The following is a 14,393-nucleotide window of genomic DNA, read 5'->3' on the forward strand; positions in this document are numbered from 1 at the left end:
GGAGTCCGGTCGGGCCTGGAGTCAGGCGGAACCCCTGGTCTGCCCGGTGATACCGGCCCCGCCCGTCGCCATCCCGAAGCTGCGCGTGATGTGGTCGACGTGGGCCGACGGGACGATGGGCAGGATCCACGGGTCGCTGGTGTCGCGGATCGCGTCGATCCGCTCGGCGACCTGGTCGACCGTCCAGGACGGCTGGTACACCCCGGGAACCTCGCCGATGAACATGCGCGCGATCCGGCCCGCGATCGCCGCGTACATCTCACCGGTGACCGAGCACGACTCGTGGGCGAGCCAGCCCACCACCGGGGCGACGAGCTCCGGCCCCATGGGCGGGTAGGCCGAGGTGTCGATGCCCTCCGCCATCCGGGTCAGCGCGCCGGGCACGATGGCATTGCAGGTCACGCCGTGTTCCGCGCCCTCGAGCGCGACCACGTGGGACAGGCCGACCACGCCCGCCTTGGCCGAGGCGTAGTTGGCCACAGCCTGGTTGCCGTACAGCCCGCCGATCGAGGAGGTCAGCACGATCCGCCCGTACCCGGCGTCCTTCATCAGCGGGAACGCCGCCCGTACGAGGTGGAAGGCACCCCGCAGGTGGACGTCGAGGACGRCGTCGAAGTCCTCGTAGGACATCTCGGTGAGCAACCCGTACCGAACGTTCCCGGCATTGTGGATCAGGATGTCGATCCGGCCGTAGTGGTCGAGCGCCGTCCGGACGATCGCCTGCCCGCCCTCGGCCGTCGTCACGGAGTCGGTGGCGGCCACCGCCTCGCCGCCGGCCGCGACGATCTCCTTGACGACGTCCTCGGCGGGCCCGGCGTCGACCCCCTCGCCGCGCATGGTCCCACCGAGATCGTTGACGACGACCTTGGCACCCAGGGAGCCGAGCAGTAAGGCATAGGCCCGGCCCAGCCCGCGACCGGCACCGGTGATCACCGCCACCCGGCCGTCAAACCGCAGTTCCGACATCAGTGCTCCTCTTCGACGCACATCTCGAGATGAACCGGTCAGCGGTTCAGGGAAAGGCCTTCGAGCTCACCGGTTCCGCGCCAGGCCTGGAACAGCTCCTCCAGCGCGTAGAAACCGGGCCAGTAGGGGTCGCCGAGATGGGACCGGCGCTTCTTCTCGCCCTCGCTGTTGTAATAGCCGGGGGTGCACTCACGCTCGAAGTTGCTGTTGTCGAACGCCGTCTCGCGCACGGTGGTGCACCAGGCCTCCACGGCCTCGGCCGTGGGCTCGACAGCGGTGGCCCCGCGGGCGAGGGTCTCCTTGATGACGTAGGCGATCTGATCGGCCTGCTGCTCGAACATCGAGGTGGTGCTGGCGGTCACGCCACCCTGGATGAAGCCGGTGAAGAACTGGTTCGGGAAGCCGTCGCTCATGATGCCGTGCTGCGTGCGGTAGCCGTCGCGCCAGTGGTCGTAGAGCGAGCGGCCGTCACGGCCGGCGAACGGGGCGATGCCGAGCTTGCGGTCGAGATCGGTGGTGATCTCGAAGCCGCTGGCGAAGACGATGCAGTCGACCTCGTACTCGACGCCGTGCGCGACGAACCCCTTCTCGGTGATCCGTTCGACACCCTGCGTCTTCGCGACGTCGATGAGGGTCACGTTCGGCCGGTTGAAGGTCGGCAGGTACAGGTCGTTGAAGCAGGGCCGCTTGCACAGGAACCGGTAGTACGGCTTCAGCACCTCCGCCGTCGCCGGGTCCGTCACGATCTCGTCGACGCGCTGACGCAGCCGTTCCATCACCTGGTAGTCGACGGTCTCGCGAAGCTCCATGAACTTCGCCGGGTCCGCCAGTGCCGCCCAGCCGTCGGTCGCGTCCAGGTGCGCCTGCAGGTTGCGGCTGATCTCCGTCCAGCCGTCGCAGACCAGGTCCGGCTGGCCGGGGCCGAAGGCCTCGAACGCCGCGGTGTGGAAGTTACGCTGCCGCTCCAGCTGCCAGCCGGGCTGCAGCGACGCGGCCCACTCCGGGTCCGTCGGGCTGTCGCCGCGGTGGTCGATGGACGACGGGGTGCGCTGCAGCACGTACAGGTGCTCCGCCGTCTGCGCGATGTGCGGGATGACCTGCACGCCGCTGGCGCCGGTGCCGACCACCGCGACCTTCTTGCCGGCGAGCTTGTCCAGCCCGCCGGTCGAGCTGCCGCCGGTGTACTCGTAGTCCCAGCGGGCGGTGTGGATCGTGTGGCCTGCGAAGTCCTTCAGCCCGGGGATGYCCGGCAGCTTCGGCCGGTTGAAGGGCCCCTGGCACATGACCACGAAACGCGCCCGGATCTCGTCGTTCCGGTTGGTGCCGATGCGCCAGCGCCCGATCTCCGGGTCCCATTCCTGGGAACGGACGAGGGTGTGGAAGATGGCCTTGTCGTAGAGCCCGAAATGCCGACCTATGCGCTGGCAGTGCTCGAAGACCTCGTCGCCGTAGGCGTACTTCCGCGTCGGTATGTAGCCGACCTCCTCCAGCAACGGCAGGTAGCAGTAGCTGTCGGAGTCGACCTGGATGCCGGGGTAGCGGTTCCAGTACCAGGCGCCGCCGAAGTCGCCGGCGTGCTCGATGATGCGGACGTCCTCGACGCCCGCCTGCTGGATCCGGGCCGCGGCGATGAGACCGGCGAAGCCGCCGCCGAGCACGACGACCTCGATGTCCTCCTGGATCGGCAGGCGTGGGGTCACCGGCAGGTAGGGGTCGGCCTCGTGGAACTCCTCCAGGTCACCCTCGGCCACCAGGTACTGCTTCTGGCCGTCCTCCCGAAGGCGCTTGTCGCGCTCGTTCAGGTACCGGGCGCGCAGGGCGTCGTGGTCGATCTCGGGTGTCTGCGTCGGGGCGCACTGCGACATGCAAGGTCCTCGGTTCTTCACAGCGCCCTGACCGGTCCGGGGGTGAGCCGGACCGGTCAGCGGCGGGCGGTTGCGCGATGCGGCGATGCGGCGTCAGGGCTCGAGCGGGCGAGGCTCACCGGTGCCCATGTACCGGGCCAGGTTGTGGTGCAGGTTCACCACGGTGCGCTCCCGGTAGGGGTTCGGCTTCGGCCCGGTGAAGCCGGCCGTCTTCATGCCCTTCTGGATGGCGGCCATGTTGGCGAAGTCCTGCGGCAGGACGGTGCGCCACCCCGGGTCGTCGGGGGGAGAGAACTCCCACTCGGTCGCCGGCTCCTCGCCTTCCGGGAACAGTTCGTAGACGGCCGCCTCGAAGATGCACTTGTCCGGGTCGTAGCCGTAGGGCCGGGCGCTGTAGCAGAGCATGTTGTTCAGCGCGTGGCCGATCTGGAAGTTCGGGAAGATCTGCCAGGCCGTCCCGCTCTTCCCCACCAGCGCCGGCTCTACGGTCGGCCAGACCACGCCGCGGGCCGCGTCCTCGCTACGGGCGGTCGCCAGCCAGTGCTGGAGCACCTCGGCGGACGAGGTGCCCTCCGGAAGCTCCTCCACCAGCCGGTTCGCCACGTCGACGAGCGTCCGCGTCGTGTTGGTGTTGGCGTTCTCCCAGGTGAAGTTCTGCAGTTCGGCGGTGGAGATCCGCGCGTCGGCGCCGCCACCCACCCGCAGCTTCGCCTGGTTCTCGTCCATGCCCTTGGGCGCGTCGTAGCCGATGTTGCTGTGCTGGCCCTGGGCCCGGGACCAGCCGAGGAAGGCGCCGAAGCTCATGAACTCCGGATGGGTGTACGGCACGTGGTAGGTCTCCATGAACGCCTCGAGGGCGACCTTCCAGTTGCAGTCGAAGACCAGCCACCTGCGCCACCGGTATCGCATGTTCTGCAGCTGGAAGGGGTCGAGCAGGGTGGCCGCGGGCTCGAGGTACTCCCGCAACGGGCCGCTGTCGGGGTCCAGGTTGATCCACAGCCAGCCGCCCCAGGTGTCGACCTTCACCTCGGGCAGCCGGGTGTTCTGCTCGGTCAGGGCGCACTTCCAGTCTTCACGCTCGGCGATGAACGTGTTCTCGCCGTCCAGGTCGTACCGCCACCCGTGGAACCCGCACACCCACTGCCGCCTGCGGCCGCGGGCGTCGTGGGCGCCCGGCGGGACGTCCACCAGCGGCCGGCCCCGGTGCGAGCAGACGTTGTGGTACGCGCGGATCCGGTCCGGCGCCGAGCRCACCACGATGACCGAGTCGTCGAGGATCTCGTAGGTGAGGAAGTCCCCGACCTTGGGAATCTCCTCGACCCGGCCGACCTGCTGCCACACCTTGCGCCACAACTTGTCACGCTCGGCCCGGGCGTACTCGGGCGAGAGGTACGCCTCCAGCCCGATGGTGAACGGCTCCGAAAGCGGTTCGGTCGGCGGGGCCACTGATCCCTGAATGTTTTCGACAGTCTCTGTCATGACGTTTCTCCAACCCGCGTGAGGAGATAGTCGGTATTGGCGGTTGCAGCTTCTGCCAGTTATCCGGTGAGGCCGCGGGGGTTGCTGATGGGACCGGTGCTATGGGCGCGTGATCTCGGCGCGGAAGTTCTCGTCCTTGAGGAACAGGGACGTGTTGTCGGACCCGAGGTGGGTCCACCGGAGATTGAGGCCGCCGTCGACGAGAATCGTCTGGCCGGTGATGTAGGACGAAAGCTCGGAGAGCAGGAAGAGGATCGCCGAGGCCTGCTCGTGCGGCTGGGCGCGCCGCCCCATCGCGATGGCCCGGTGGTCGCGCTCGACGTCGGTGTCGACATAGGCGCCGGACCCCGGCGTCTCCGTCACCCCTGGCGCGACCGCGTTCACCCGGATGTTCTCGGCGGCCAGTTCGACGGCCAGCGAGCGGGTGGCCGCGACCACCGCCGCCTTGGCGCTGCCGTAGGCGATGTGCAGCGGCGCGGTGTTCATGCCGCTGATCGAGGAGAGCGAGACGATCGAGCCCGGGCGGCCCTGCGAGCGCAGCCGGGCCGCGACGGCCTGGCTCAGGAAGAACATCGTCTCCAGGTTCCAGGCGAACAGCTCGCGCCAGTCCGACCTGGTCACCCGGGTCGACGCCATCCAGGTCGAGGGGGCCGCGCCGCCGGCGATGTTGACCAGCCCGTACAGGTCGCCGCTGGCGTTCTCGGCCGCCTCCAGCGCCTTCGCGATGCCCTCGTCGGTGCCGGAGTCGGCCGCGACGGGGATGACCGCGAGGCCCTCCTCGGCCAGCGGCGCGACGTGGGTGTCGAGGTTGTCCTGGCGGCGGCTGACCGCGATGACGGTCGCGCCGGCCTGGGCGATCAGCCGGGTGGTGGCCGTGCCGATGYCACCGCCGCCGGCGCCGGAAACGATGACGACGCGCCCGTCGAGGCCGAAGAAGTCCTTGCCGGTCATCGCGATCAGCTCCCCTGAGTGAGGGCGAGCACGCTGCCCTCGGCGTCGGCGGAGACGTACAGGGTGCCGTCGGGCCCGACGGCGATGCCCGCGAACGGCCCCTGCGGGCCGGAGAACGGCTGCATGCCGCGCAGCGGTTTCGGCACGACCCCGGGAGGGGCGCCGAGCGGGAGGTTGCGGGCGATGACCTGGCGGTCGCCGCCGGCCAGGTCGGTGCTGACGAGTTCCTTCGACCCGGAGTCGACGATGTAGATCCGGCCGCCGTGCACCAGGATGCCCTGCGGGTCGGACAGGTTGTCGACCACCGTGTCGACCTTCGGGCCGGTGATCCCGACGACGCGCCCGGCGCCGGACTCGGAGACCAGCAGCGTGCCGTCGGGGGCGAACGCCACGCCGAGCGGCTTGGCCAGCCCGGACGCCACGACCTCCGTCTGGCCGCCGGAGCGGACGAGCAGCACCTGACCGGTGCCGAAGTCGGCGACGGCCACCGCTCCGGTCGGGGCGGCCGCGACCCCGTAGACCTGGTCGAGCCCCTCGGCGAGGATCTCGGACTCCTGGGCGGCGGGCCGGTAGCGCACCACGGTGCCGCTGGCGGTGCCCACAAGGAACTCGCCCGGGCCGACGGCCTGCACGCTGCGGACGAAGCCCGGGTAGTTCGGGCTGAACAGCATGCCCAGCGTCTGCGGGGTGCCGCCCGGGGTCAGCGCGTAGAAGAAGGTGCCGTCGGCGATGAACAGGGTGCCCTCGGCGTCGACGGTCAGGCCCAACGGCCAGGTCAGCCCGCCGGGCAGGGTCTCCTCGGTCTTGCCGTCCCCGAGGATCTCGGTGATCGCGCCGGTGAAGCTCGAGACGAACAGCCGGTCACCGACGAAGGTGCAGTTGTCCAGACCCGGGCCCAGCTGGGCCAGCACGGTCCTGTCGCCGTTGCGCGGGTTGATCCGCAGCACCTGGCCGCTGTGCACCTGGGTGGAGACGATGAAGCCCTCGGCGTCGAACTTGACCGAGTCCGGAACACCGAGGTCGCCGGCGACCCGCTCAGGCTCGCCGCCGTCGGGGTGGATCCGCCAGATGTCGTTGGTGCCCATCACCGGGTAGTACAGGAGGCCGTCCGGCCCGACCTCCATAGCGTTCGGCATCGCCACGTTCTCGGCGAGGATGCGGGGCTCGCCGCCGTCCAGGTCGAGCTCCATCAGGCGCCCGCCGATGCGGCACTCGCCGATGAACAGCCGGCCCTGGTGGACGGTGATGCCGTTGGCGCTGGGGAGGTCGTCACGCAGCACGCGGGTCCGGCCGTCGGCGCCGAGGACGCTGACGCGGCCGTCCATGACCTCGGTGGCATAGAGGTTGCCCGCCGGGTCGAAGGCCACATCGTCGGGACCGATGATGTCGCCGCCCTTGGCGCTGATGGTCTCCAGCGCCCCGGTCTCGACGTCGAGAGCGCTGATCTGGCTGCCCGTCACCTGCGCCACGTAGACACGGCCGTCGGGGCCCGTCCGCAGACCGTTGGCGCCGAACAGCCGGCTCGGCGGAGTGAGCCGTTCCAGGCTCCACCCGTCGGCGACGCTGATGGATGTGGCACTGGCGTAACGCGCGCCTTGTAACGACATTGGTGACGTACTCCCGGAAACCTCGTTGTTAGGGTAAGCACTCGCGGTGGGTCACAGAGAAGCGGATTCCGGGCCCCGGCGCGGGTGCCGGCAGCACTGCCGGCACCCGCGCCGAATCCGGAGTCAACTGCCGTTCTCCACCGGCGTGAACTCCAGGTTCAGATGGGTCAGGCCGCGGAGAATGAAGGTCGGAAGGTAGCGGTAGTTGCGGGCGTCGGCCGGGCCGTGCACGCGCTCGGAGATCCTGATGTCCGAGGTCCGCTGCAGCAGCCGCTCGAGGCCCGCGCGGGCCTCGGCACGGGCCAGCGGCGCGCCCGGGCAGGAGTGGATGCCGCGGCCGAAGGCGATGTGCTGGCGGGCGTTCGGCCGCCCGGCGTCGAAGGTGTCCGGGTTGGCGAAGCGGCTCGGGTCGCGGTTGGCCGCACCGTTGACCACCATGACCGTCGTGCCCGCCGGAATCTCCACGCCGCCCACTGTCGTGGCGACCCGGGAGAGCCGGAAGTCGCCCTTCACCGGGCTCTCCAGCCGCAGCGTCTCCTCGATGAAGTTCGGGATGCGGTCGCTTTCCCGGCGCAGCAGGGCCTGCAGGTCGGGGCGTTCGGCGAGCACCTTGGCCGCGGTGCTGACCAGCCGGACGGTGGTCTCCTGGCCGGCCGAGAACAGGTTGGCCGCCACCCGCACCACGTCGATGACCTCGGGCGTCGAGCCGTCCGGGAACGTCGCGGTCGCAAGGCCGGTGAGGACGTCGTCGCGCGGCTCGCGGCGGCGGTCCTCGACGTAGGTGCTGAACTTGTCGTAGAGGAACTGCAGCGGCGAGTGCGCCATGTGGTCGTCACCGGTGCTGCCCACCCCGGCGTCGCCGTGGCCGCGGCCCTGCAGCCTGGCCGCGAACTCCTCGTGGTCGGACTCGGGCACCCCGAGCAGGTCCGCGATGACCAGCAGGGCGAACGGGCCGGCGAAGCCGCTGATGAACTCGCCCTCGCCGTCGGCGAGATAGGTGTCCAGCAGGCGGTCGGCGAGCCGCCAGATGAACTCCTCGTTCTCCTTCAGCCGCTTGGGGGTGATCAGCCGCATGAGCAGCGCGCGGTGGTCGGTGTGTACCGGCGGGTCGAAGGTCGGGAGCTGGTCGCTCATCGGCAGCTCGGCCCGGTGCCGCTCGATCAGCTCCGAGATGTCGTCGCCCTCCAGGGGCACCGGGAAGCCCGGGAACGGGCCGGTCACCGAGATACAGGACGAGAAGTGCTCGGAGTCGTGGAAGACCGAGACGGCCTCGTCGTACCCGGTCACCATCACCACGTTGTGGTGCGGTTCCTTCTGCACCGGGCACTTCGCCCGCAGGGCGTGGAAGTAGGAGTACGGGTCCTCGATGAGCTCGTCGCCCCGAAAGAAGTCGACCGCATCAATGTCTGTCACCGTCTGCACCGGATCCCTTCACCGCCGACTGTCGGCGCTTCGCGCTGGTCATACCGCGGCCGTGGGGCGCTCGTGCCGGGGCAGGCCGGACCAGGTACCGCGCGAGGCAGGATGAGCCGTGACGGGCCGGTGCCGGACCGCCGGATCCGTGGCACGATCCCCCGGCGGCGCAGCGGCCGCGCGGATGAGGACCCGCTGGCCAGCGCCTGTCCCAGGCAGCGCGATCGGTCACCTTGCGTCATCCGGCTCCCTTGCCCGACGCCCCTGTCAGCCAGGACTTTCACCGCGTCTCCACCCCGGTCCACCCTCGGTTTGTGGGATGTAGCCCCGCGATCGGCCCGGCCATACGAACTAGGGCGTCACAATACGGACCGACGGTCCACATCGGCAAGGGGATCGTCCACGTCAACAGCTGAGGAGACACGAGTGGTGACCGGATCGGAGCGAGCAGATGCGGCCCGCAACAGGGCCGCCATCCTCGCGGCCGCGGCGGAGCTGTTCGACCGTGACGGAGTCGAACAGGTCTCGATGAACGACATCGCCCGCGCCGCCGGGGTCGGCAAGGGCACGATCTTCCGCCGCTTCGGCGACCGGACAGCACTGATCGAGGCGGTGCTGCTCCCCCGCTCCGTGGCGATGCGACGCCTGGTCGACCACGGCCCACCACCGCTCGGCCCCGGCGGCGAGGCGGCGGACGCCCTCCACGCCTACCTCGACCTCCTGCTCGACTTCGTCTGGGAGAACCGGGCGCTCATCCGCGCGCTGGAACACCGGGTGCCACACGCGTACTACGCCCACTCGTCGAGCCGGTACTGGCTCACCGAGCTGGCACGGCGGCTCGCCGCGACGCATCCGCAGGACACCGACTACCTGACCTACATCCTGTCGACAGCACTGCGGGCGGACGTCCTCGACTATCTGATCTCCGTGCGCGGGATGGACCCGGAGCAGGTGCGAGCCGGCCTGCACCGGCTCGCGGTGTCGGCGACGCGGGGCCCGGGTACACCTCTTGCCGATGTGGACCGGCGGTCCGTATCGTGACGACCTGGCTGGAGCAGGCAGGGGAACGCCGTGACGCGAGGTGACGCAACGTGCTGTTGGAGTTGAGTCCTGACCAGGAGGTCCTCCGGGAGGCGACCGCGCGGTTCCTGGCGGACCGCGTCCCGGCCGAGACCGTCCGGAGCCTGCGCACCAGCCCAGCCGGGTTCGAGCCCGGCTACTGGAGCGCCGGCGCCGAGCTGGGGTGGGTGTCGCTGCTCGTCAGCGAGGAGCAGGGCGGTGGCTCCGTCAGCGGGTCCGGGCTCGTCGACCTGACCCTGGTCGCGCACGAGTTCGGGCTGCGCGCCGCCCCCGGCCCGCTGACCGGGACGAACGTCGTGGCCGCCACGTTGTCGGACGCCGGCGGCGCCGACACCGACGGCCCGCACGCCGACGTGCTCGCCCAGATCATGTCCGGGTCGGCCGTGGCCTCCTGGTGCCTGGCCGGGGCACCGCCGCTCGACCGGCTCGGCAGCGTCGGGGTCACCTGGCGCGCCGACGGCGACGACTTCGTCCTCAACGGCTCGTGCCGCCCGGTCGAGGCGGGTGGCCAGGCCGACCACCTGCTGGTCACCGCCCGTGGGGAACAGGGGCTGACCCAGTTCCTGGTCTCCGCCGGCGCCTCCGGAGTCTCCGTCGAGCCACTGCGCACCGTGGAGCTGAGCCGGCGGTTCGCCACCATCCGCTTCGACGAGGTCCGGGTAGGGCCCGGCACCGTCGTCGGCGCTGTCGGCGAGGCGGCCGAGCAGGTGGAGCGGCAGCTGCAGCTCGCGATCGTCATCCACAACGCCGAGGCCGTCGGCGCCATGCAGGCCGCCTTCGACATGACCGTCCAGTGGGCGTTCGAGCGCTATTCCTTCGGCCGCCCCCTCGCCTCCTACCAGGCGCTCAAGCACCGCTTCGCGGACATGAAGACCTGGCTGGAGGCCTCGCACGCGATCAACGACGCGGCCGCGGCCRCCGTCGACGCCCGCTCCCCCGAGGCCAGCGAGCTGGTCAGCGCCGCGAAGTCGTACATCGGTGACAACGGCACCGAGCTGCTGCAGGAATGCGTCCAGCTGCACGGCGGCATCGGCGTCACCTACGAGCACGACCTGCATCTGTTCCTGCGCCGCGTCACCGTGAACCGGGCCCTGTACGGAACACCGGCCGAACACCGCCAGCGCGTCGCCGGCACCGTCGAGCAGTACAAGGAGCGGGCATGACCACCGAGCCGACCGACACCTCCCCGGCGGATACAGCGCCGGTGGAGAGCGTCGAGGAGTTCCGTGCCCGCGCACGGACCTGGATCCGGGCCAACCTCCAGCCGCTGGTCACGCATGCGAAGACCGGAGTGATGCGGGCCCGCCTCACCGACGACGAGGAGCTCGCCGAGGTCGCCCGCGAGCGCGAGATCCAGCGGATGCTCTTCGACGCGAAGCTGGCGGGCATCTGCTTCCCACCTGCCTACGGCGGGCTGGGCCTCAGCCCCGCCCACCAGCGGGCGTTCAACGAGGAGATCACGGGCTTCGAGTACCCGTCCCGCATCCAGGCCCCCACGTTCTCGCCCTGCGCCGCGGTGCTGCTGGAGTTCGGCACCGAGGAGCAGAAGCTGCGCCACATCCCCGCCATCCTCAAGGGCGAGGAGATCTGGATGCAGTTCCTCTCCGAGCCCGGCAGCGGCTCGGACGTCGCCTCCGTCACGACCAGCGCCGTCCTCGAGGGTGACGACTGGATCCTCAACGGCTCGAAGATCTGGACGACCGGCGCCTGGTGGTCCGACTGGGCGCTGTGCCTGGCCCGCACCAACTGGGACGTCTCCAAGCACCGCGGGCTGACCGTGTTCATCCTGCCGATCAACCAGGACGGGGTGGACGTCCAGCGGATCGAGATGCTCAACGGTAACAAGGAGTTCTGCCAGGAGTTTCTCACCGACGTCCGGGTGCCCGACAGCGACCGGATCGGCAACGTCGACGACGGCTGGACGGTCGGAACCCGCTGGATGTTCCACGAGCGGATGCTGCACAACTCCCCTTTCGTCACCATGCCGTCCGGCTGGTCCTACGGCGGAGTCGACGCCACCTTCCTGGTGGACGTCGCCCGCGACGCCGGTCGGCTCGACGACCCGCGCACCCGCGACCTCATCGGCGAGGGCCGCGTGCTCGACCTCGTCCGCGAGGCCCTGCAGACCCGGATCAGCACCGGTGTGCGGTCCCGCAAGCTGCCTGACCAGTCGGCGGCCATCGGCCGGCTGTTCGCTGGCCTGTCCTCGACGCGGGTCACCTCGATGGCGTTCGACATCTCCGGCTCGGCCGGAGCGGCCTGGGCACCGGACGACGGCGCGATCGCCGAGATCGGCACGGACTTCCTGCTGCGTCAGACCACCTGCATCGGCGGCGGGACAACCGAGATCGCGCGTAATGTCATAAGTGAGCGGGTGCTCGGTATGCCGCGGGAGGCCGCGCTCGACCGCGACCGCGCCTTCCGGGACGTCCCACGGGGCGGCTCGGCCCGATCCTGACGCCAGAGCCGGGTGGACCTCCGGGCCGGCCGGCTCTCACCGCGTGACCCACCCACACCCGTCCGGTTCCTGTTCCTCCGGCAGCCTTTCCAGGAGGTCTGATGCCCAGCCACGACATCCCGGTCTTCGACGCGGACAACCACTTATACGAGACCCGGGACGCGCTCACCCAGTTCCTGCCCGAGAAGTACAAGGGCCTCATCGACTACGTCGAGCTGAACGGCCGCACGAAGATCGTCGTCAAGGGACAGATCAGCGAGTACATCCCGAACCCGACGTTCGACGTCGTCGCCCGCCCGGGCGCGCAGGAGGACTACTACCGGCACGGCAACCCGGAGGGCAAGACCTACCGGGAGATCTTCGGCAAGCCGGTGCGCTCCATCCCGGCCTGGCGGGAGCCGGCCGCACGGCTCGCCCTCATGGACGAGCAGGGCCTCGACCGCACCCTCATGTTCCCGACGCTGGCCAGCCTCATCGAGGAGCGGCTGCGCGACGAGCCTGACCTGATCCACGTGGTCGTCCACTCGCTCAACGAGTGGCTGCACGAGACCTGGTCCTTCAACTACGAGGACCGGATCTTCACCACCCCGGTCATCACACTGCCGATCGTCGAGAAGGCCATCGAGGAGCTGGAGTGGGTCCTCGAGCGCGGCGCGCGGGTGGTCCTCATCCGGCCGGCGCCCGTGCCCGGCCTGCGCGGCCCGCGGTCGTTCGGGCTGCCGGAGTTCGACCCGTTCTGGGCCCGGGTCCAGGAAGCCGGCATCCTCGTCGCGCTGCACTCCTCGGACAGCGGCTACGCCCGCTACAGCAGTGACTGGATGGGCCGCAGCCGCGAGATGCTGCCGTTCCAGMCCAACACCTTCCACATGCTGCAGGCCTGGCGGCCGGTCGAGGACGCCGTCTCGGCGCTCGTCTGCCACGGGGCACTCTCCCGGTTCCCCGAGCTGAAGATCGCGATCGTCGAGAACGGCATGAGCTGGGTCGCGCCGCTGCTGGCAGCCATGGCGAAGCTGTACAAGAAGATGCCGCAGGACTTCCTGGAGCACCCGGTCGACGTCGTGCGGCGCAACATCTACATCAGCCCGTTCTGGGAGGAGGACCTCGCCGAGCTCGCCCAGCTGCTCGGTGAGGACCATGTCCTGTTCGGCTCCGACTACCCGCACCCCGAGGGGCTGGCCAGCCCGCGCAGCTACCTGAAGGAGCTCGAGCACCTGCCCGAGCCGCTGGTACGCAAGATGATGGGTGGCAACCTCGCCCAGCTCATGAAGGTGCCCGCGGCGGTCTGAGGCCCCCCTCCCGACCAGCCTGGCGCAACGCGCAGCGGCCCACACCCACTCGGTGCGGGCCGCTCTCGTTCCCCGCTCGGGCCCGACCTGACCTGGTCGGGCCCGAGCGGGCCCGGTCAGGCCTGGTCAGGCCGGAAGGCGGTGACGCTGTGGTCGCCGTGCGCCCGGCCGACGTAGTGGTCACCGAGGAACGGCATGCCGAGCACCCCCTGGGACCAGTCGACCGACGTGCCGAAGTCACGGAGCCAGTCGTAGAGCATCGTGCGGTGCGCGATGCGCCACTGCCCGTCACGCYGCTCCAGGCGGTCCAGGTACCGCCCGCCGATCACGATGTCGTTCTCCTGCTCACCCAGGTTGATGCGGTGGTAGGCGGTCACGTGCGTCTCCGCGGTCGCCTCGTCCCCGCTGACCTCGATCAGGCTCTGCCCCAGGGTGTGTAACGTGACCGTGATCGCGTCGGCGCCCGGGACCACCCACTCGAGGTACTCCTTGAGCCCACCGATGAAGATGCCGTGGTCGTCGGTCGCCTCCGGCCAGTACGCGCTGCTGATCAGATCGGCGTCGCGGCGGTCCTCGCCCCGGGCGACGCGGGCCACGCAGTCGAGGATCCGCGCGCGGTCGACAACGTACCTGAGGTCGTCGGCCCCGTAGGCGCCCTCGGTGGTGTCGTTGGTCATGGTGCGGGCTCCCTCATGGTTGGTCGGTCCGTTCCGGCGGGCGGTCAGGGGACCTGCGGCTCGCGCAGGTTCGTCAGCGGCCGCTGGTAGGACGGGTCACCCGACCCTCGTCCCGGGGTGCCGTTGAGGTAGACGCCGGGGACGTCCGTGAACGGGATGTCGAGGGTCGGGACGAGCCCGGACCACTCGATGGCATTGGTCCGGACCGCGATCCGCYACTCACCGTCGCGCCGGTCCAGGCGGTCGATGTAGCGCCCGCCGGCGATCCAGTTCGTCTCGTCCCGGTTGCGGCCGACGAACAGGTAGTAGGTCTCGGTGTGCGCCGTGTCGCCGTCGATGTCGTAGGTGACGTTGATCAGGTTGTGATGGGTGGCCGCCTGCCCCTGCTCGTGCATGGGGGCCGCCCATTCGTACAGCTCCACCGGGCCGCCCACGAAGGGCCCCGCAGCGATCACGGCATCCTTGTGGAACGCCGAGAGGAACAGCTCCCGGTCGAACCGGTCCATACCCCGGCTGAAGCGGGTCAGGCAGTCGAGGATGTCCTGCCGGTCGAGCACTTCCGAAAGCCTGGCGAGCTTCTCCGGGCTGATCGGGATATCCATTCTCTCCTC

12 protein-coding genes are annotated in these 14,393 nt (G+C 70.0%); 4 read left to right on the plus strand and 8 right to left on the minus strand.

Annotated features, from left to right (window positions below):
• Positions 1-21 precede the first annotated feature (21 nt).
• From CC117_RS19615 to CC117_RS19640, 6 genes are all read right to left on the minus strand, one after another.
• Positions 22-966, minus strand: a complete 945-nt coding sequence (locus CC117_RS19615) for an SDR family NAD(P)-dependent oxidoreductase (RefSeq protein ID WP_071086253.1) — start codon at positions 964-966, stop codon at positions 22-24.
• Positions 967-1,004: 38 nt separating this feature from the next.
• A complete protein-coding gene (locus CC117_RS19620) occupies positions 1,005-2,831 on the minus strand; it encodes a flavin-containing monooxygenase (RefSeq protein ID WP_071086255.1) in 1,827 nt (608 codons plus the stop codon).
• A gap of 93 nt (positions 2,832-2,924) precedes the next feature.
• Positions 2,925-4,310 carry an aromatic ring-hydroxylating oxygenase subunit alpha gene (locus CC117_RS19625; RefSeq protein WP_071086257.1) on the minus strand — a complete coding sequence of 462 codons (1,386 nt, stop codon included), beginning with the start codon at positions 4,308-4,310 and terminating at the stop codon, positions 2,925-2,927.
• A 99-nt stretch (positions 4,311-4,409) separates the two neighbouring features.
• Positions 4,410-5,261 carry an SDR family NAD(P)-dependent oxidoreductase gene (locus tag CC117_RS19630; RefSeq protein ID WP_071086259.1) on the minus strand — a complete coding sequence of 284 codons (852 nt, stop codon included), beginning with the start codon at positions 5,259-5,261 and terminating at the stop codon, positions 4,410-4,412.
• 5 nt (positions 5,262-5,266) lie between these two features.
• A complete protein-coding gene (locus tag CC117_RS19635; protein WP_071086261.1) occupies positions 5,267-6,868 on the minus strand; it encodes an SMP-30/gluconolactonase/LRE family protein in 1,602 nt (533 codons plus the stop codon).
• A gap of 123 nt (positions 6,869-6,991) precedes the next feature.
• Positions 6,992-8,290 carry a cytochrome P450 gene (locus CC117_RS19640; protein WP_084132424.1) on the minus strand — a complete coding sequence of 433 codons (1,299 nt, stop codon included), beginning with the start codon at positions 8,288-8,290 and terminating at the stop codon, positions 6,992-6,994.
• Positions 8,291-8,710: 420 nt separating this feature from the next.
• Here CC117_RS19640 and CC117_RS19645 point away from each other — a divergent pair, with 420 nt between their 5' ends.
• From CC117_RS19645 to CC117_RS19660, 4 genes are all read left to right on the plus strand, one after another.
• Positions 8,711-9,322, plus strand: a complete 612-nt coding sequence (locus CC117_RS19645; RefSeq protein WP_071086351.1) for a TetR/AcrR family transcriptional regulator — start codon at positions 8,711-8,713, stop codon at positions 9,320-9,322.
• Positions 9,323-9,372: 50 nt separating this feature from the next.
• The gene (locus tag CC117_RS19650; RefSeq protein ID WP_071086263.1) at positions 9,373-10,524 is read left to right on the plus strand and encodes an acyl-CoA dehydrogenase family protein; all 1,152 of its coding nucleotides are present in this window, start codon (positions 9,373-9,375) and stop codon (positions 10,522-10,524) included.
• On the plus strand, positions 10,521-11,819 hold the full coding sequence (locus CC117_RS19655; RefSeq protein WP_071086265.1) for an acyl-CoA dehydrogenase family protein: 1,299 nt from the start codon (positions 10,521-10,523) through the stop codon (positions 11,817-11,819). Before CC117_RS19650 ends, CC117_RS19655 begins: the two co-directional genes overlap by 4 nt.
• Before the next feature lie 101 nt (positions 11,820-11,920).
• Complete coding sequence (locus CC117_RS19660) at positions 11,921-13,105, plus strand: amidohydrolase family protein (RefSeq protein WP_071086267.1); 1,185 nt, start codon at positions 11,921-11,923, stop codon at positions 13,103-13,105.
• 116 nt (positions 13,106-13,221) lie between these two features.
• On the opposite strand, the gene CC117_RS19665 is transcribed toward CC117_RS19660, so the two are convergent.
• Together CC117_RS19665 and CC117_RS19670 are read right to left on the minus strand one after the other, a co-directional pair.
• Positions 13,222-13,782, minus strand: coding sequence for a nuclear transport factor 2 family protein (locus tag CC117_RS19665; RefSeq protein ID WP_071086269.1), 561 nt, complete (start codon positions 13,780-13,782; stop codon positions 13,222-13,224).
• Between the two features lie 44 nt (positions 13,783-13,826).
• Positions 13,827-14,384 (minus strand): nuclear transport factor 2 family protein, encoded by a 558-nt coding sequence (locus tag CC117_RS19670; RefSeq protein ID WP_071086271.1) that lies wholly within the window; start codon positions 14,382-14,384, stop codon positions 13,827-13,829.
• Positions 14,385-14,393 lie beyond the last annotated feature (9 nt).

This window comes from Parafrankia colletiae, from assembly GCF_001854655.1.
In the GTDB taxonomy this organism is placed as follows: Bacteria; Actinomycetota; Actinomycetes; order Frankiales; family Frankiaceae; genus Parafrankia; species Parafrankia colletiae.